We start from the raw sequence: 19,662 nt of genomic DNA, 5'->3' as shown, positions 1-19,662 counted from the left end.
GTACAATTTGGTTGGTGAGAAGTGCGATCGCGTTTTTGGGTGTTGTTGATGGTGAAAGTGCGATCGCATTTTTGGGTTTGATGGGGAAATTACATCAATATATTATCGGTAGGGGCACGGCATCCACAGAATTTCAGTAAAATCGATAGATTATCGGTGCCGTGCCCCTACAATTTGGGTGGTGAAAAGTGCGCGCCTAATTACTTAAACTTTGGTTTTCTTAAAAAGCCGACGCTGACGTGTAGGTTGGGACTGAGTTGTGTGTAATGGTACTACTTCGGCTTCGCTACTTTCTCTAGCTACACGAATTAGTAACGCAGCTGCAATCATACTTGCAATCATCGAATTACCGCCATAACTAAACATAGGTAAAGGTAAACCCGTAGTAGGTAACGCACCTGTAGTTACGCCTATATGCAGCAGAGATTGTCCTACCATCACAATGGTTACACCCATCGCCACCAGTCGAGATATGGGATTTTTTGCCTTTAGGGCTACTCTTAATCCCAAGGTAGCAAATAAAGCTAACAACACCAACAACACCATGCTGCCAATAAAACCAAATTCTTCAGCATACACTGCGAAAATAAAATCAGTGTCCTGAATTGGCAGATAAAACAATTTTTGTTGAGAAAGCCCAAATCCAGCGCCCCAAGTCTTTCCAGAACCCACTGCAAGTAAGCTTTGCACAAGCTGATAGCCGTCGCCTGTAGCATCAGCCCAAGGATTCATAAATGACATCACCCGTTTACGCTGATATTCTTTGATACTAATACTGAGTAATGCTAACAAAACCCCACCAACTGCTGTTCCCCCTAGATATTTGTAAGGTAAACCAGCTGCTAAGGCAATTAACCAGATGGTGATTCCGCAGAGTGCGGTTGTACTGAGGTTAGGCTGGGCGAGAATCCCCAAAAGTACCAAACCGAAAATTCCTAACCAAGTGAACCGAATTCGCCAACTGATTTTTTCCCACTGTCCAAATAATCGGGCGCTTTGTAGTACTAAAAAGGGTTTAATAAGTTCTGATGGTTGAATGGGAATTGGGCCTATTGCTATCCAGCGCGCTGCATCAAAAGCCTTTTTACCAAGTCCAGGTACAAGGGTAACAAAAATTAAGCCTAAAAATAATATCAAAAACCAATGGGCTACCCCTACAAATTTCTTTAAGGGGAGATGGACAATAAAGTTGAATAAAATTAAAGAAACTAGCACCCACAGAAGTTGACGCTTAAAGTAATACAGTCCATCATTCTGGCGGGCGGCGGCTACAGTATAAGATGCAGAAAATAGCATTATCAAGCCGACACACAGCCAAATCAGTGTTAACCACCGCAACAGTCGTGCTTCTAAGGCCCAACTGGAGACGGTATCATCAAAAATTGGTATTAAGCGGCGTAAATTCACAATGGATACAGGTATTAAGAATTTTTAGATTTTAGATTCGAGATTTGAAATTGGGAAGAGGGAAGTGATTATCAGTGTGTATAATACGCACTCTATTTTTAATTACTACTGTCTTAGGGGGGATTTGGGGAATGGGGACTGGGGAATGGGGATAGGGAGATAAGGGAGATGAGGGAGATGAGGGAGATGAGGGAGATGAGGGAGATGAGGAAGATGAGGAAGATGAGGGAGATGAGAGAGAAATTACTATTACCCATTACCCATTACCCATTACCCATTACCCATTACCCATTACCCATTACCCATTACCCATTACCCCTTCCCCATTACCCATTACCCATTACCCCTTCCCCTTTCCCCAATCCCCATTCCCAATAAATTAAATTTGCTCAATTTGACGTACTGCTTCCATTGCACCGTTGATATAAGACGGTATTGGGAAGTTGTTTGCTGGTATTGCTTCATCTAGTATTCTTCTAACCATCGCATAGATGTTTAGCAGCTGTTCGTCAAATGTCGCATCTTGATTATTTTGCACCCAATAGCTCTTGTAAGCTCTTTTTTCTTGGCGATCGTATAATCGCTCTAATGGTATTGCTACTAAAGGTACTCTTACAGCAGCACATTCGTAAACCGTGTTGTAACCTGCGCCTCCAATGACAATATCTGCGGCGGCGATACATTCAATTCCGGGATGGTGAGACACCCACAAATCTTTTGGGCATTCTTGGGGACAAGTAGCAGCTAAAATTCTGACTGCACAATCAGGAAAATTGCGCTTTAGCCATAGTGTTAATTCGCCAAATAAAGTCAATTCTGATGCTTTACCAGATGCACAAACCAGGATAGTTTTTTTATAGGGACTAACTCTGAGAATATGCGATCGCGTGGTAGCTTTATCTGGTAACTCCCAATGGTTGCGAATTAACCACGGTGCTGTATGGTCTACCATCGGTAAATCACAAAATGGTAAATCTTTGCCTTCACCAGGGACAATCACTCGATTAAAATTTTCTTTGACAAACGACTTTAATTTTTTAGCAGATACATAGCGAGAGTTAATATCCCGATGAATTAAAACCCGAGGGACATAATCTAGTTTGGGTAATATATCTGCTAACTCTGCACCCAAACCTCTAGGAAAAGTATCGACAATCAAACAATCGTAGTGACAGTTGCATAATATTTTTCTGACTTGCAAACAAGTTTCCGAAAAATTGACATTTTCAGGAATTAAGTATACAAAACAATCATCATGGTCTATTTTGTATGCGTAAGGACTGTTAGTGATAATTTTAACTTTTCTTTGGCGAGAGGCTATTCTCCCCAAAGATAAAGCACGAGTCACATGTCCCCAACCGCCGCCCAAGGCGTAAATAAGCCAAGTCTCAGACACGATTTAGTTACCTTACCCCAACTAGGAATAAAAATATCAAGTTATTGATGTTGCATAATTACAAGAAAAACTGTAGTTTTCCGCAAAATACAATATTGATTTTACTAGGCAGTATTCACCTTATAAGATGGAATATGATCCTGCGTTACCCAACGCGATCGCTTAATTTGCTCACTGTTAAAGATACGCAAGAACAGTTAGCCTACTCTATCTAATTGATGTTTTGTAGTAAGATAGAGCTAGGACAAACGCAGAACAGCAAAGTTGCATTTTGCTGCCACTCCCTAAGAAACTGCTCAGTTTTTATGCACACAACAAAATTTATATCATCAATCAGCAACGCAATATTCTCATACCACTTCAAAACACAGCGTTGCATGAATGCGGGATCAATTAGCGCCTCAAAGTATTAATAATTCGTTCAAAATATAGCGAAATCATCCCCTGATTTAGCAACAACAAAACTGTTGCTTCACAGTCAGCCAAAAATAATTTACTCAGGTTTATTGTCTTGTTTCGTCCTTTACCCAATTTTTGAGAGAAAACAAATTCTCAATTAGGAGACAGGTACAAAGCTAAAACCTTTATTTTGTCGAACTTTAGTAATTCTTCACAAGAGTAACAGCTCATCTCTTAAAAATACCCAAGGGTAAATTCTAAGGTATTTTAAATTGTATAGCTTAGTTCTTTCTTGCGAAAATCATTACTAAGATGGGCAATTTAATACCAGATGGATACCTAGAATAATATGTACTTTTCTATGTAATGTCTAGATTAAATAGATAAAATTATGTAACAACGGATAAAAGCAGATAAAAGCAGATAAAAGCAGATAGGTAAAAATCTTGAACACTAGTAACGCTACGCAGAATCCAAAATGAAGACAGCGTCATCATTTCAATATGGCTTTTGACTGATTTGGTAGCTTTACTAGGTTGCTGTACTAGGTGAAGCTACTCTCAACTTGCTCCCATATCAGTTTCAAACTCAGTATCTGTTTCCGTTTCTACACTCACAGCATCCGCTTCTGTAAAGTCTACATCGCCAGTCTCCGGATCGTAGGAATAGCGATCGCGATCGTCATAATAATCTCTACCCCAGCCGGAGCGATAGTTACCGTATTCTGAATAATAGGCGTAATCATCTTCGTAAGATTGCTCACAGTCAGGACAGCCTGTTCTATCAGTACGTCCACAGCGACGTTTAAACAAAAAGCCTACCATGCGATCGCACTCCCAGGCTGTAGCTGTAAAGGTGACGACAATTTCACAAGCGCCAATGGTGATGCGATCGCCAGATGTTAAAATCCCACTTGTTACTTGGACACCATTAATTTTGATACCATTGCTGGTATTTTGGTCAGTAATAGTTAATTCTTGATTTTGCCAATCAATTAAAGCATGGTAATCTGCAATTAAGTCATCCTGAATGGTGATTCTAGAAACTCTTTGTTGATCAATTTGTTGTGGCATTTCTGCAAATGTTCGCCCAATAGCTACAGGAGTTTCTAATAGTGGTTCTCGCCGTTCTTCGCTATTAGGATCTATCCAACTTAGCTGTATCTGCAAGGTTTATTTCCCTCCTGTTAAGTTTACAGCATAAGCTAGTCCAGCTTGCTGTTCGCGGGTAAGTACATCTAAGCCAAAGCAGGTAAATGCAATCGGTGATAACTGAGATTTGGTAGAGAAAATCGTTTTGGATGAGCCTTTTCTTAAAGAAGTTTTTCCTTCTTTAACTTTTACTTGATAAACTAAATTTTTATCTGGCGTTTCTATTGCAAAGCCATCATTGCGTGCTTTAATGCGATAAATTTCTTTTTTGGCAGCATCTTCTAATTTATAATCCTCATCATTCTGCTGTCTGAGAATATATAAATCTTGGCTTTGATTAGCATCTTTGAGCTTCCAATAACCTTTTTCTGCCACTACATAACCTAAAACTTTTTCGCTACTATCTTTAATTTTAATTTTTCCCGATTTATCTGCTTTGATTCTTGCTAATTCCTGATTTTTCCCATCTACTAATTTAGCACCATCTGCTTCCGGCTTCAGTGCAAATAATTCCGAGCCACCTTCAGTTTTAAATTGAATTTTTCCCTGAGTAGCAGCTACATTAGTAGCGACTGGTGTATTTTGCAAACTACTATTACTAGCTACATCGCTTCCAGATTTACTACTACCACAGCTAACAATAGTAGTAATTAAAAATAAGGACAGGAAAATTCTTAAGAATCCTATTTTCATAATTTTGATTACTTAGAAAGTACTTTTGCTAAATTTAATACTTGATAAAGACTGAGAAACATCATGGTAATGGTTTGATATATTTCATTTTCATTATCTGCTACTTGAGGAGCCATTCTCACACTTAAATGCACAGCTTTATCTGTGAGCTTGACATTTCTGGGATGAGATAAATTAGGCAACTTCACCGCCTTGCTAACTTCACTTTGTAAAATTTTAATCGCACCATAACGGCGTTGCGGATAGTGTAAAGTTAAAACTATATCTAAGCCAACATCATTAGTTTTGGTTTTATATTTACTTTTGCCACTGCTACCACGTTTCCAGCCATATTGAGTTTTGGAAATCTCAGTAGCAGTTAATAAAAACTGGGTTTTATCTAACAATTGTCCATTTAATTTCAACCATTCATTTTGATATTTATCAATTTTCCAGTCGCGCTTAGTTGGATGAGGTATAGTTTCTGCTAAATTTTCCTTATTTTTTGTCCGTTTAAAAGATAGTTTAATCTCCATCTCGCTACCTGCATCCATATCTCGCGCTAGCATTTGCACAATTCGCTGAGTTACTTCATAGCGATAATTAAGAATATTTAATTTGCCTAGTTTAAATCTTCTAACCAGTTCATAAATAATCAAGATTGTCAATACAATTATGACTAAAAATAATGCAAATAAGGCAAAAACAAAAACTGGTATTTTAGCAATTACAAATAACAGAATAAACCCTAGTACAAAACAGCCAATTATGCCGTAAAAATAATAGAGTGCCCGTTTAGCATATTTACTTTGCTGCAACTCTGCCAGATGATCTATACCTTCTATTTCCTGCAAATCAGCAATGATAGTACTAAGATTTACTGTTGTAGAATAAATCAAATTTTTTCTAAAATTGAGAAATTCTATCGGCATTTTATTAAAACTCCATCAATGCAATTCAAAAATGATTTTATCAATTTTTATTAAATTTACTAAATATATATGTCTTGAAACTCAGCAGTAAATCATTAACAAAATATACAATGTGGCTGTCAGTATAACAAACACAAAATTAGCTGTCAACGAAATTTATATACATTAATGACTGAATCAAAAATCGCTTATATTACCTTTGATACTGTTCCTGCACCTAAGGGCGCAGCCATTCATATAGCAGCTTTTTCTATTGCTTTAGCAACAGCTTTTGAGCAAGTACAGTTAATAACAGTTTCTCCCACAGCCACAGGTATAGATTACCAGGAAATTTATCCGCAAGTTAGACAAACAACATTACCAGCAATCGGCGAGACTTTAATTCATAGAGTTTTGTATTTTCGGCAATTACTCAAAGCATGGTTGAAAGGAAAGCGATTTGAAGTTATCCAAATACGTTCAATTTACGAAGGCTTTCCCATCGCCCGGAACAAACAAAAATATTGCGATCGCCTAATTTTTGAGGTTAATGGTTTACCTTCCATCGAGTTAAAATATCGCTATCCTGCCGTAGCTGAAGATAGAGAACTGCTACATAAATTGCACTCTCAAGAGCAAATTTGTCTAGAAGCAGCCGATTTAATTGTTACCCCCAGCAGCATCACCAGCGCATATTTACAAAATCGCGGCATTTCTAGAGATAAAATCCGCGTCATTCCCAACGGCGTAGATTTAAAAATATTTACAAATGACCAAGGACAAAGGACTAATGACAAACGACAAATTATATATTTTGGTACACTTTCGCCTTGGCAAGGTGTCAACCAAGCAGTAGAAGCATTATCATTAATTAACCGAGATTTTCCTGCTAATTTAAAAGTTATTGGACAAGCTAGGAACTATCAACTCAAAGCCTTAAAGCAACTAGCGCTAAAGTTAGGAGTAGCCGATAAACTCACCATTTTAGAACCAATGCCACAAACTCAATTAGTGGCAAATATTCATAACTGTGATGTAATTTTGGCACCCTTGATGCCCAGCGATCGCAATTTAATCCAAGGTTGTTGTCCCCTGAAGATTTTAGAGGGGATGGCGACAGGAATACCTGTAATTGCTAGCGATTTACCAGTAGTTAGGGAATTAGGCGAAGACGGAGTACATTTTTTATTAGTCAAGCCAGGTTCAGCAAAGTCGATTAAAGATGCTGTGTTCAGCTTAAAAAATCAGCCAGAACTCGCCACCAAACTAGCGATAAATGCTCGTCAGCGAATTGAGGAGTATTATACTTGGCAAATTGCTGGTGAAGCTTTGATTAATGCTTATACAGAATTGGGAATCAACCGCACCATCAAAGTTTGAAGTTGCAACTTTTCTTGAGCGAGGGAATATTCAGTTAAAATGCGATCGCGTGCAGCTTGGCGAATGGGATTTTTTTCTTCAGTTGTCATCGCCAAGAATTCTAACACCGCCTCACCCAGCTTATGCAAATGCGATCGCGGTAGTAAAAAGCCGTTTTTACCATGTGTAATCACCTCCGGTATCCCACCCGCATCACTGGCGATACAACCACAACCACAAGCCATTGCTTCTAACAACGCATTTGGCATACCCTCCCACAGTGAAGGCTGGAGATAAACATCACACAAGCGTAGATACTCAGCCACCGCCTCCAGATTTGGTAAATGTCCTGTGATAATTATTCGCTGGGCATTTTCTGGCTGATTAGTCTTATACAATTGCAGCACAGATTCTTGAGAAGCCCTTACCTCACCAATAATTAGCAAACAAGCAGAATGCACTTGTCGAACTGTCGTTAAAGCATTCAATAAAAACTGCTGCCCTTTTTTCTCCCGCAATTCCCCACAAAATCCCAAAATAACCTCATCTGCTGCAATTCCCAAAGACTCCCTAGTAATTCCTTCCCCCCTCCTCGCTTGCGGGGAAGGGCTGGGGGTGGGGTTGTTCTGCAAAGAAAATATTTCTGTATCAACCGCATTTTTCAACACCAACACATCATCCCGCCCACTAAGTAGCTGAATTTTGCGCGACATATCAGCACTTACCGCCGTAACCACCTTGGCGTGTTGTAGCGTCCATTGTAAACGGGCAAAATCTCCCGGCGGAAACATTTCGCGGTCAATATCATTACCACGGGCGCTAACTGTACTAGGTAATCCTACAAGTGCAGCAAACCAAGTAGCCAAAAAACCACTGGGAAACAAATAATGTCCCCATACAGCATCATAACCAGACGCAGAATGTAACCATTCCAGAACATTTAATGTATGAGGCATCGTCATATCCCAATGACGGTATAACCCGATACGATAAACACGAATATTTGCTTCTTTAGTTTCCGGTGGTAAAACCTCACCTGGTTGTAAATAACGACTCCAAGTCACAACATCAATATCTACACCCAGTTGCAACAGCGTCCCCACCAACCGCGTTGCACTCCTAGCCAAACCACCCAAATCAGGCGCAAATCTTTCTGTAATGAAAATTAGGCGTGTCATGACTGTTTTTTAACTCATTTCCGCCTTGTAATTATCTCTTGCAGAATAGGAGAAAAGTTTAACTTTGCGATCGCATTCCTCAAAATTACCGAAAGGTGATAACTTCGTTAAGCTGGGCTAAAGCACTTCCCCAACTACAATAAATGCGTAGCCCCCACTTAACTTACGCAACTTGTTGCGTAAGTTAAGTGGGTATTAATTTTTTCATTTACCTGTGTCACGAGGATTTAATTTGTTACACCTTCTAACTCTTCATCTGTTAACTCATACAATTGCCGTAACTTATCTAACTTATCTTCATCAGCTTGCCAGAAACCCCGTCCGTGCGCTTCTAACATTCTGCCCACAATATTGCGGAATGCTTCCGGATTTGCTTTGCGTAACTTCTCCGCCATCTCTGCATCTAGGGCGTAAGTATCCGCAGCTTGGTCATATACCCAATCATCAGTAAAATCCGCAGTACCGCCCCAACCGATTAACGCTGTCATGCGTTGGGAGATTTCAAACGCACCACCGGAACCTTGATTAGCCATTGCTTGCGCCCATTTGGGATTGACTAATTTCGTGCGGTACTCCATTCGCAGTAAATCATCTAAATTGCGGGGTGTGGTGTCTTTCGAGAAACTTTCCACAAAACTGGTTGTAATCTTCTTACCGCGCTGTTTTTCTGCGGCTTTCTTTAACCCACCAGTATTGGCATAATATTCTTGAATATCGGTAATGCCATATTCTACCGAATCAATTTCTTGGACAATGCGATCGCTTGTTTTCAATAAAGTATTTAACACTTCCGGCCTAGCCTGTCCTTTATCTTGTCTCCCATAGCTGAAAACATTGCGGCTTTGCCAAGTATTACCTAACTCTTCACCGGATTCCCAATTTCCATCAACAACTTGGTCATTTACCAAAGAACCGAAATCTCCGGCTGGGTTAGAAAATAATCTTGCAGAGACATTTTCTACACCTTGCGCCTTTAAAGCTAAAGCGTGTTTTCTAATAAAATTCTCTGCTTCCGATTCCTCAGCTTCCGCAGCCCGTTGAAATAAATCATCTAATAATTCGATGATATTCACAAAACTATCGCGGAAAATTCCTGAGAGATTTCCTAACACATCAATCCGGGGATGTCCCACCTCAGCTAAAGGTTTTAACTCATAACGAACAATTCTCCCCGTTCCCTCCTTTACAGGTTCAGCACCAACTAATTCTAATAAAATCCCCAAGGATTCACCCTTAGTTTTAATCGCATCTAAACCCCATAACATTACCGCCACAGTTTCCGGATATTTGCCATGTTCTTGTAAATGCTGGGCAATAATTTTTTGAGCAATTTCCCTACCTCTTTCATAAGCCGCAGGTGAAGGCATTCTATAAGGATCTAAAGCATGAATATTTCTCCCTGTAGGTAACACACCAGGCCCATCTCTTAATAAATCACCACCAGGTGCAGGCGGAATATATTCCCCATTCAAACCCCTTAATAAATTCGTCAACTCATCCGTAGATTGGCTCAACAAATCTCTGATTTCTTTTCCTTCATGTCCTTCTCTTCTTTGCGGTTCTTCCCCAAAATAAGCTTCTAAATACGCCGCCAATTTTTCCTCATCTGGTTCCTCACCCAGAGTATGTAAACCTGAAGAAAACAACCGACTTTCTAAAATCTGTAAATACTCATACAGCTTCACCAAATAGTCATCAAAAACATGGGCACTAAACATTCTCACATTTTCATAACTAAAAGCAATTCCCAACTTTTTCGCATCTTCCAAAGGACAATCTGCTTCTAAACCAGTGTCCACAATTTTTGTACAAATAGCTTCCTTCAAGGCGTAATTCTTTTGCGGATCTTCTCGATACTCAGAAATTAAATCTCTCAGCGTCAACAATTCCTTATACAAACCAGCACGACCATAAGGCGGGACATTATGGGAAATTAATACCCCATAACCGCGACGCTTTGCCAAAATTGATTCGGAAGGATTATTCGCCGCATATATATATAAATTAGGAATATCTCCCAACAAAATATCCGACCAAGAATAACCCGTATTACCTAAAGGAGAACCAGGTAACCATTCTACAGTTCCATGCATTCCAAAATGAACCACAGCATCAGCTTGAAACTCATTTTGTAACCATTTATAAAAAGCCGCGTATTGAGGATGGGGAGTTAAATCTCTCTCAAACATTAACCGCATCGGGTCGCCTTGTAAACCCAAAGGTGGCTGTACACCAATCCAGATATTTCCTAACTGTATGCCCCCAATTTGAAACTCATCACCATAAGTTTTAATTCCCGTCCCAGTCAGAGATTTCCATTGTTTTTCAATACGGGAAGTGCGGAGATATCCTAACCATTTTTCCAGAGTCTGTACATTTACAGTAGAACCCCCCCTAACCCCCCCGTAAACGGAGGGGGATATAACTCCCTCCCTGCTTGCGGAGAGAAGTTGCGTGCGGGGGTTCCCCCCGTTGAGCAAACTTCGGGGGAGGGTTGGGGTGGGGTTTTCATCTGCTTCCTTCACCCAGCGAATTAATTCTTCCCCATCATCCGGTAAATCTCCAACTGCATAGCCTTGTTTCTTCAATGCATCTAAAAACTTCAACAAACTACGCGGTACATTTAATAAAGCAGCCGTTCCCACAGCACCATAACCAGGAGGAAACCCATATAAAATAATCGCAATTTTTCTTGCCGATGCAGGTTTTTGCCGTAAATTAATCCAGCTTTTGACTCTACCAATTAATCGCTGTACTCGTTCAGGAACTAAATAAATATCTTCACCTACCAAACCACCAAGGGGAACCGTATCAATCGCCCCATCAAGTTCAGGTAAAGCGTATAACACCACACTTTGTAAACCACCAATACCTTGACGCGTCCAAGAATAAATATCTTGAATTAATAGTGGTGCTGCGACAAAATAAGGGACATTTTTCGCAGTCAAAATACGTTTAGCAACTTCTACTTGTCGCCCTGCTTCCATTGAACCAGCCGGGCCACCAACTAAAGGAAACCCAATTGTAGAGACTATCGCATCAACCTTTACCGCTTCTTTAGAAAGCGACGGAGTTTCAATATTACCTATTTGTCTTTGCTGAATTTCATAATCGGTTGTCATCCAATCTCTGACAGCCACATGTCCTTCTACACCATTGATAAAAATTGGTAAAGGAATTAACCCAGCAGCTTCAAAACGGCGAATTAGTTGGGGAATATATTGTTGTTTGGTAATAACATGTTTGCGATAAAGCAGAATTCCTACAACTGGATTGTTAACCTGGAATTTCTGCTGATACCATTCCAAATACGCCTTTGGTGATTCAAAAAATCCTTGATAATCTGGGTGCAATAACCCCATATTGGGAGTTTCTACAGGCGCAGGAATATCGCCAACTTTTAAGCCTAAATATTTTTCCGCTATTGTCCAAAATAGAGAAGCAACATTTTCAGGGCCGCCAGCATTCCAATAACCATAGATAATTAACCAGTTGCGTAAATCTTGCACTTTCTGCACTGGCACATATTTAAGTAATTTCGGCCCGACTTTTAAAAAGCTAATATAACCAGCGAGTTTATCTTCTTCTCTGCCGTTACTAAATTTATCTAGAATGAATTTTACAGGCTTAGGCATACCTTTAGGTTTATCGCCAATGGCAAAATCGCCCAGCTTGGTTAAACTCATCAATTCCAAAGCCGACTCAAACACCAAGCGGATGGGAATTTGGGAGATGCGATCGCGCAACCACAAAACCTGGTCATAATCAAATAGCAAGCTGCCAAAAAATACCTCAGCGTCTTGGAGTGCTGCTTCTACTTCCTGGCGCTTGGTGGTAATATCGCGATCGCTAAATACTCGAATGTCCAACTCAGAACAGCGAGAGTTAGCTAAAAAAGCTGCTTTTCTGTACAAGTCAGCGTTAAAGGATTCAAACCCAGCAATCAAGACGATGCGTTTCATGCAGTAAGCTACGAAATCTTTCTTTACTTACTTGGATCTTAAACGGGGTTGTAGGGTGATGGCAGAATATCTACCTCGAGGCGAGAGTTGAGGGACTTCCACCTAAAAAATATACTATCGCTTTCTGAGCATGGGGGCAGGGAGCAGGGGGAAAAGAGAATAATTCTCTGTGGTAGACTTGGTAATTGATTTTCTGGAAGTCCCTAATAATTCCGTTTCAGCAATCTGCTTAAGATATTAAACTTCTTGTCTAGTTCGCCAATAATATCCATAATCTCAATTAGGTTTCGCGGTGGTTGAGAAATCAGGGAATCCACAGCAATCAAGTTGGAGAAATTCACCCGAACCTCACCGGGACGTTCCGTTGTCCCATCCTGTTGATAAAATTTCACCCCTGCTAACTGCATAATCTTAATCACTTCTTGAGCAATAATGCCATAGCCAATGGTAGTGGGATGAATCCCATCTAAAGAAAACAAACCGCCTTGGGTTCGACCTTTTGGCCCAGCCAGAAAAAAGCGAGAATCTGGTACAGGGTTTAAAGCTTGTAACTCAGCAGGTAAAGGATAAGCACCGCCAAGTTCATCCCACCACACGGGTTTAGCTGCGGGGTCTTCTAAAAAACGCCGGGATGCTAACCTATCTAATAATCCCGCCGCTTCAAATAAATACCAATCTCTACCTTCCAGGCGAGCTTGACGCACAGCATCAGTTATATAGTCGTTATATTGGTCAATTGCACTGTCAATTGCCCTAGCTTCTGCTTCGGTAAGGTTTGGGTGTTTGTTAGGGTCAAAATCTTGATCCTGAATCCAGGGCAAAGTGTAGTAAGGAAAATAGCGAGAACCTTGCCTAACTTTGTGGTTTACCCCACGGGCAAAAGGTACAATCGTAATGTGGGGTACTGTACCAAAAATCACATGACGAGCGCGGATTTTTTTGACTTCAGCCACTAACTTATCAAGTTCGGCTTGAAAATGAATCGGTCGCCAAACAGTATATTTGTCATTAATATCCATATCCTCATAGCCAGTATCACTCCATGCGACATTAAACGTGAGAATACTGCCTAAAGCGTTATTAGCCCCAATCAACACAATCAGGGTTTCAATTCCTTCTGTATCTGGTGTACCTTCATCACCCAAGGCTGCGGCTGCTTGTACTGGTGAAAGTGCAACACCATTGTTATCCCGTGCTGAGTTAAGAGTGCGAATCGCCGCCCGTTCGTTGTGATTCTCCACAATCAACCGCAAAAAATCATCCTTGGGAGGGTTTTCTTTAATCACATTGATACAGATATCTGCATTCCGCGCAATCGTATTACGTAAATCCCAGCCATAAACTGCTAGGTTATGGTTAATACCTTGTTGAATCGGGAACAGCGAACCTGTACCACGCTCCCAATAATTTTCGTTAATATCTAACTGTTTACGTAAAAATAGAGCAGCCCCCACAAACTCTAGCGGGTTAATATTAGAACCAAATTGCTTCTCTAAGTCATTGGCTAGGCGTTCCAAGTTCAACGGTAATCCATCTTCTGGCCCCCCGTAGGTAGGGAAACGAAATTCCCCCCAACCCAATTCTTTAGCAATAATTACTGGATATGATAACTGCGTGTTAAATATTGCTCCACTCTGAAAACCCTGCGTAATTGAGTCACCCAATGTTACTAACCGATTTTTGGGAGTCCCAACTTTTGTAACTGTAACAGGAATACCCAGCGTTGGGTCTGTGACGGGTTTCCTTGGTTGTAACCGAACGACCACATCCGGCGGGGTTTTTGGGTCTAACATCGGACTTGGTATATTTGTCATAACTGTCTGTTGTCATAACTACTAAACTGAAGACAGAATACACAAGACAAGCAAATTAAACCAGTAGATATTTGTATAGGGAATGGGTAATGAGTAATTTCTCGATTTCCCCTGGCCCCTTCTCATGCATAGTAACCAATCTTAAATGAAATCGTAGTCACCTCTGCTTGAGGGAGATGTTACGTGAAAAAAAGTTTTGTTAAATTCCTGGAATCTATTATTCTCAAGTTGTTGTAGTGGAAAGCATTGAGTTTCCTTTGCGCTATTGCTATTTATTTTATGACTCTCGTTAGAGCCGTTTTAGGAACATTTATGTTATAGAATTTTTCTAGCTATGACGTTTTTTAGGATGTCAAATCTATTTTTCTCTATATGAAAGAATAAAAAAGGATGATTGAATGATGTTAAAAATTTAAGATTCAGTCAGCATTAAATAGGGTTTCATCTGCCAGTTAAAGTTAGCTAATACAAAACTTTTTCAGCTTTTTTAAAATTAGAAACTCTATTTTAAGCTAGGATAAATGATTTAAAGTAGGATAAAAATAAGTAGAGGAGAAAAACATGAAATTTGGTATTGATAGCGGACATAATTGCCCTCCAGATACCGGAGCTAGAGGTATAAAGGTTGAAGATAATTTAACATTAGATGTCGGCAATAGAGTTATCAACAAGCTAAAAGCTTTAGGGCATGAAGTTGTGGTTTGTAGACCAGATAGAGCCAGTTCAGTAACTGATTCACTGTCAAGAAGATGTGCTACAGCAAATTCTTCAAGAGTAGATATATATGTCTCTATTCACTTTAATTCCTTTAACGGACAAGCGAATGGGACAGAAGTATTTGCTGGTAGCGATACAAGCAGAAAAATCGCCAAACCAGTATTAGACGAAATTGTCAAATTAGGATTTTTTAATCGAGGGGTTAAAAGTGGTTCCCACTTATATGTCCTCAGAAATACAAATATGCCTGCAATTCTAGTTGAAGGTTGTTTTATTGATTCCCAAAAAGATATGAATCTTTTTGAACCAGAAGCGATGGCTAATGCCATTGTTAAAGGGTTAACAGGTAAATTACCAACTACTCCTGTAAATCCAGTACCAGATGAGGAAATGAATGTAGATACCACAGTTTTAAGGCTGCAAAAAACTTTAAATCAGCTAAAAATAACTGATACAAATGGTAAGCCTTTAAAAGAAGATGGTATATCAGGTAATTCTACAAGGTCTGCAGTCGCTAAATTTCAAAGAGTTGCAGGAGTTCCAGAAACAGGAACAGCTGATAAAGCTACATGGGATGCCATAAACCTCATATTAGCAAAACGGATCATTCGTCCAAATCATGCTGGTGGCCCAGTGATTAGGTATTTACAATACCGTTTGGGAGTAGATGTTGATGGTGTTTATGGGCCACAAACAGAGTCAATAGTTAAAAACTTCCAAAAGCAAAATAGTTTAGTTGCTGATGGAATTATTGGCCCTGCTAGCTGGCAAAAATTAATTGGTTAATTATCAGTAATTCATTACTCAGCGAGCCTAAGCACAAGGAGATTGTCAATCATTTAAAAATACTTAAATTATAATGATTGGCAATTTTAATATTTTATGCTCATATCGTCTTAAAAAATAGACTTCTTGTAAAAGTATCTGACACAAATCAGAACAAGTAAAAAGAGAAATTATATCCCTTCTTACTTTCCCTAACTTCTACAAGAAGTCTATGATTTTTTAATGAGGGGAAAATCATGGCTTTTAATGTCAATGTTCTGAAATTACCCGTGATCAAAGTTGGCTCAAACAGTGCTGTTGTGACTGCTTGGCAAAGCTTTCTCAAAGATGCTGAATTTCCTATTGGTGTTGTGGATGGTGACTTTGGCAAACAAACTGACCAAGCAACTCGTAGCTATCAACAGCGCAATGGTTTAACTGCTGATGGTGTTGTCGGGAATATGACCTATGCTAAAGCACTAAATCAAGGTTTAATTTTCAAACTTAACTTACCAGCTAATACATTACTCAGTTACCTAAATTTTGGTGAAGCCGAAGTTAAAGATTTACAAGCATCTTTAAATAAAACTGGGCAATTAAATCCACTGTTAAAAGCAGATGGAGACTTTGGTATTACTAGTAATAAAGGATTAGCTGAAGCATATAAAAAAAGAGACGTGCGCTGGCGTAGCGAATTAGAAGCAGCCTTAAGTGATGCAACTAAGCAAAAATTAGGACAAGATTTAACACCAGCTTTAGACATTTTGAATGGCTATGCCAAAATTCAGAGATTTTGCTTGAGTGGCGCGCATTGGATTGATAGTTTCCCTACTAGCAGATTGATTGCTGATTTAGCTTCCCCATTTCGCCAACGAGTAGAAGCGTTTCAAAAAGCGCTGATTGATGCGGGATGTCAAGTAATTGTTACCGCTACCCATCGTCCGAAAGAACGTGCTTACTTGATGCATTATGCAGCCAGAATTAACAGACAAGAGATAGCAGCTAAATTTGTTCCTCAAATGGCTGGAGTAAACATTGAATGGGAACATTACACCAATGCTGGTTCGGTACAAGCAGCAAAAGAGATGGTAGAAGCTTATGGAGTAGGCGGTAATCCTGTTTCTTTAAATTCTCGCCATATTCAAAGATTGGCCATTGATTGGAATGTTACCTGGAATGGCAAGATTAATATTAAAGATGCTAATGGAAAAACTGTCACTATCAGCGACCCAGCAAATGCTGCCCTCAACAGAAATTTATGGACAGTAGGGAGTAGCTACGGGGTGTATAAATTGAGTAATGACCCTCCGCATTGGTCAGTGGATGGGTATTAATTTGGTAGTGAGGGAGATGAGGGGGATGAGGGGGATGAGGGAGATGAGGGAGATGAGGGGGATGAGGGGGATGAGGGAGATGAGGAAGCAGTCTCAATTAAAAGATTTTACTGGCAACTGTGAAAATTGGAATGGGATTTTTACTCTTGTACAGACGCGATTAATCGCGTCTGTTGCAACTCATTACTCAGCACTTTGAATTCAGTCCAGTAGGGTGTGTTACGGCTGTGCAAGAATTTCGGAACTGTTAAGAGAGTGAGAATTAGCCGTAACGCACCATCTTTATTGAATAAAAATTTCTAACCTCGGTTACGTTCTAGTAGCAGCATCATCATTAAACTTAGCAAAACTTGTTCCTCTTCGCGATCGCTCATTTGATCCACAGCTTTAATCGTAAATTGGCGCGAAAGGAAAGACGGGATTTTCTCTAAACGCATCACAACCGTACCATCAGCCCGACTGACTAAATAGACTGGGTTAAATACATAACCTGTAAACATCCCCACAATGGGAATTTCTGCGAATAGCGCATCTGCAACCTTTACCCAGGGATTTTTCTCCTGAATGTTGAGATTGCTAGTCTCACCATCAAATATGTCATAACGTGCCCGCCAAAGCGATCGCAATCCCCGCCGTTTTACTCCCCCAATATCTCTACCGTTGCTATCTGTAAAGTTATAACGTGCCGAAAAATCAATAATTCGGTCAGCTTTAATGTAGTAAAGCGGTCGTGTACGTTCTACATCAGCAAAGATGGTAATTGCTTCTTTTAGCTTGAAGAGTTTCTGTTTGACGTAGAAAATCAAATTTCCCTGATTATCAACAATCGATATTTGCGGCGCTAAAGCCCAGAATTTGAAGGTAAGTTCTAAAGGGTACTGCATAGTTCAGTAAAAACATCAAGATTACTCACCTTATTTATCCCAGTTTTTGCAGTTAATCAATTGGGTTTGGGAATTGGTAATGAGTAATGAGTAATGAGTAATGAGTAAGGGGTAAGGGGTAAGGGGTAATGAGTAATGAGTAATGAGTAATGAGTAATGAGTAATGGGTAATTGGTGTTTCTCTACCTCATCCCCTTAATCCCCCTCATCTCCCTCATCTCCCTCATCCCCCTCATCTCCCTCATCCCCCTCATCTCCCTCATCCCCCTCATCTCCCTCATCTCCCTCATCCCCCTCATCCCCAACCCCCAATCCCAAAAAAATTTCCCCACAGGGTGCATAAACTAATCGAGGTCAACCTATTGAGTAAGTGAAGGGGTTAAAGCCCAATACAAACAAACACTGAAAACTTTAGGAGAATGACTATGAAATTCCGTAACTTAACTGGTTCTTTGCTAACTGCTACCGCACTTTTGACCGCTACACTACCAGCTTTCGCCGGGCCTTTTGATGCACAGCCTGCTGGTATTTTCAAACCCGGTGTTCTCACTCCTGGGGTCAATGTTGGTAATGGTACTCCCAACAATTCTGCACCTAGCACACCTAGCAATCCAGTTGGGAATAGTGAAATTCAAGGATTGGGCGACCACCAATCTTGGGTTGACCCGAAAACTTTAGCAAATGACCCACGCGCTTTGTGTAGTGATGTGGGTTTAGGAAACAACACTCGCAGCAGTGCTAGCAAAGTAGCAATTGCAAACTCTAGCAGCACTCGCTCTAGTTCTTCTCGCAGTCATAATGATGGCGGTGGCGGTGGTGTTAGCTTCTTAGGTATTGGCGTGAGTGGTAGCGGTGCTAGCCAAGGTAGTCAGAATAACAGCGATTCTAAAGATATTCGCAATAACCGTAATGAAGAAAATAGCAGCAGTTCTTCGACAGTAGTGCAAGGTAAGAATTGCGATGCTTTTGTTAATTCTGCTGCAGCTAGAGATATGAATTACCAAGACAACCTGACTCGCCGTTATGAAATTAAAACAGGTCGTAGAGGACAGCAGGTAAATCAACTGTTAGACAACAAATAATACCAATTCGTAATTCGTAGTTTGTAATTCGTAATTTTGAATTGATTTTAAGGGACTTCCAAATAAAAAAATATCCCAGTATTTATTGTGGGGTGGACATCTTGTCCGCCCAGTTTATTTGGCGGGCAAGATGCCCGCCCCACAAGATGGAATAATTTATTTCTTGGAAATCCCTTACACCGGAGTTAGTACCCTGGCAATTTCTTTATTAATTTCTCAGGAGAAATTATGAAAAGTCCACCTGGAGCAAAAATTATTACTTTAAGTACAACTTTGTTGTTGTCTATATCATCTTTAGCCAGCGCTCAAACTCGAACAATTCAGAACTCGCAAATTCTGCCTTATATTTTGGATAACCCCAATGAAAACTCTTTGGTGAGGGTGCGCTGTGTTCCTATTTATGGGCAGGAAGGTGAGAGGAATCGACGTATTATTAGAGATACTCTCTTGCGACCAACTCAGAGCGAGCAAACAGTAACAATTGAAATTGAAGGGAGTTGTCGCAATGTGAGAATTAGCGTTCCTGAAAATGCAAAATTTTTCGATTTTCCTGTAAATAATTCCGATTTAGACAACTCCTGGCTAACTCGTCCCGGTTCTGGATGGTATTGGTTTCATCATCAGCGATAAT

Annotated in this window: 17 protein-coding genes; 7 read left to right on the top strand and 10 right to left on the bottom strand. The window is 40.1% G+C overall.

Annotation, left to right across the window (positions count from 1 at the left end; all coding sequences use genetic code 11):
- Positions 1-14: 14 nt before the first annotated feature.
- Complete coding sequence (locus tag HGR01_RS13445) at positions 15-140, top strand: hypothetical protein (protein WP_255325215.1); 126 nt, start codon at positions 15-17, stop codon at positions 138-140.
- Between the two features lie 64 nt (positions 141-204).
- Here the strand turns inward: HGR01_RS13445 and HGR01_RS13440 are convergent, their stop codons facing one another.
- Positions 205-1,407, bottom strand: a complete 1,203-nt coding sequence (locus HGR01_RS13440) for an FtsW/RodA/SpoVE family cell cycle protein (protein ID WP_045870588.1) — start codon at positions 1,405-1,407, stop codon at positions 205-207.
- 231 nt (positions 1,408-1,638) lie between these two features.
- On the opposite strand from HGR01_RS13440, the gene HGR01_RS13435 reads away from it, so the two are divergent.
- Positions 1,639-1,785, top strand: a complete 147-nt coding sequence (locus HGR01_RS13435; RefSeq protein WP_155539242.1) for an alpha/beta hydrolase — start codon at positions 1,639-1,641, stop codon at positions 1,783-1,785.
- 1 nt (position 1,786) lies between these two features.
- Here the strand turns inward: HGR01_RS13435 and HGR01_RS13430 are convergent, their stop codons facing one another.
- From HGR01_RS13430 to HGR01_RS13415, 4 genes are all read right to left on the bottom strand, one after another.
- The gene (locus tag HGR01_RS13430; RefSeq protein WP_045870587.1) at positions 1,787-2,803 is read right to left on the bottom strand and encodes a UDP-N-acetylglucosamine--LPS N-acetylglucosamine transferase; all 1,017 of its coding nucleotides are present in this window, start codon (positions 2,801-2,803) and stop codon (positions 1,787-1,789) included.
- Positions 2,804-3,762: 959 nt separating this feature from the next.
- On the bottom strand, positions 3,763-4,371 hold the full coding sequence (locus HGR01_RS13425; RefSeq protein WP_045870586.1) for an FHA domain-containing protein: 609 nt from the start codon (positions 4,369-4,371) through the stop codon (positions 3,763-3,765).
- A 3-nt stretch (positions 4,372-4,374) separates the two neighbouring features.
- Positions 4,375-5,046, bottom strand: coding sequence for a hypothetical protein (locus tag HGR01_RS13420; RefSeq protein WP_045870585.1), 672 nt, complete (start codon positions 5,044-5,046; stop codon positions 4,375-4,377).
- Between the two features lie 8 nt (positions 5,047-5,054).
- On the bottom strand, positions 5,055-5,957 hold the full coding sequence (locus tag HGR01_RS13415) for a hypothetical protein (RefSeq protein ID WP_045870584.1): 903 nt from the start codon (positions 5,955-5,957) through the stop codon (positions 5,055-5,057).
- A 168-nt stretch (positions 5,958-6,125) separates the two neighbouring features.
- On the opposite strand from HGR01_RS13415, the gene HGR01_RS13410 reads away from it, so the two are divergent.
- The gene (locus tag HGR01_RS13410) at positions 6,126-7,316 is read left to right on the top strand and encodes a glycosyltransferase family 4 protein (protein ID WP_045870583.1); all 1,191 of its coding nucleotides are present in this window, start codon (positions 6,126-6,128) and stop codon (positions 7,314-7,316) included.
- Here the strand turns inward: HGR01_RS13410 and HGR01_RS13405 are convergent.
- The 3 genes from HGR01_RS13405 to HGR01_RS13395 all read right to left on the bottom strand — a co-directional run bounded on the left by HGR01_RS13405 (position 7,277) and on the right by HGR01_RS13395 (position 14,249).
- The gene (locus tag HGR01_RS13405) at positions 7,277-8,473 is read right to left on the bottom strand and encodes a glycosyltransferase (protein WP_045870582.1); all 1,197 of its coding nucleotides are present in this window, start codon (positions 8,471-8,473) and stop codon (positions 7,277-7,279) included. The genes HGR01_RS13410 and HGR01_RS13405 overlap by 40 nt on opposite strands.
- A 227-nt stretch (positions 8,474-8,700) precedes the next feature.
- A complete protein-coding gene (gene bchH / locus HGR01_RS13400; RefSeq protein WP_096621556.1) occupies positions 8,701-12,435 on the bottom strand; it encodes a magnesium chelatase subunit H in 3,735 nt (1,244 codons plus the stop codon).
- Positions 12,436-12,638: 203 nt separating this feature from the next.
- Complete coding sequence (locus HGR01_RS13395) at positions 12,639-14,249, bottom strand: hypothetical protein (RefSeq protein ID WP_045870580.1); 1,611 nt, start codon at positions 14,247-14,249, stop codon at positions 12,639-12,641.
- Positions 14,250-14,810: 561 nt separating this feature from the next.
- On the opposite strand from HGR01_RS13395, the gene HGR01_RS13390 reads away from it, so the two are divergent.
- Together HGR01_RS13390 and HGR01_RS13385 are read left to right on the top strand one after the other, a co-directional pair.
- The gene (locus HGR01_RS13390) at positions 14,811-15,752 is read left to right on the top strand and encodes an N-acetylmuramoyl-L-alanine amidase (protein WP_045870579.1); all 942 of its coding nucleotides are present in this window, start codon (positions 14,811-14,813) and stop codon (positions 15,750-15,752) included.
- A 236-nt stretch (positions 15,753-15,988) separates the two neighbouring features.
- Positions 15,989-17,065: a peptidoglycan-binding domain-containing protein gene (locus HGR01_RS13385; RefSeq protein WP_045870578.1), complete on the top strand. Its 1,077-nt coding sequence runs from the start codon at positions 15,989-15,991 to the stop codon at positions 17,063-17,065.
- Between the two features lie 299 nt (positions 17,066-17,364).
- Here the strand turns inward: HGR01_RS13385 and HGR01_RS13380 are convergent, their stop codons facing one another.
- Positions 17,365-17,949, bottom strand: a complete 585-nt coding sequence (locus tag HGR01_RS13380) for a hypothetical protein (RefSeq protein ID WP_045870576.1) — start codon at positions 17,947-17,949, stop codon at positions 17,365-17,367.
- A gap of 195 nt (positions 17,950-18,144) precedes the next feature.
- Positions 18,145-18,267, bottom strand: coding sequence for a hypothetical protein (locus tag HGR01_RS13375; protein WP_255325214.1), 123 nt, complete (start codon positions 18,265-18,267; stop codon positions 18,145-18,147).
- Positions 18,268-18,374: 107 nt separating this feature from the next.
- Between HGR01_RS13375 and HGR01_RS13370 the strand changes: the two genes are divergently transcribed.
- A complete protein-coding gene (locus tag HGR01_RS13370) occupies positions 18,375-19,031 on the top strand; it encodes a hypothetical protein (protein WP_045870575.1) in 657 nt (218 codons plus the stop codon).
- 228 nt (positions 19,032-19,259) lie between these two features.
- Positions 19,260-19,661 (top strand): hypothetical protein, encoded by a 402-nt coding sequence (locus HGR01_RS13365; RefSeq protein ID WP_045870574.1) that lies wholly within the window; start codon positions 19,260-19,262, stop codon positions 19,659-19,661.
- Position 19,662: the final 1 nt, after the last annotated feature.

The sequence above is a fragment of the Tolypothrix sp. PCC 7712 genome (assembly GCF_025860405.1).
Taxonomy (GTDB): domain Bacteria; phylum Cyanobacteriota; class Cyanobacteriia; order Cyanobacteriales; family Nostocaceae; genus Aulosira; species Aulosira diplosiphon.
Note: the sequence above shows the minus strand (reverse complement) of the source record. Positions and strands in the feature narration are given on the sequence as shown.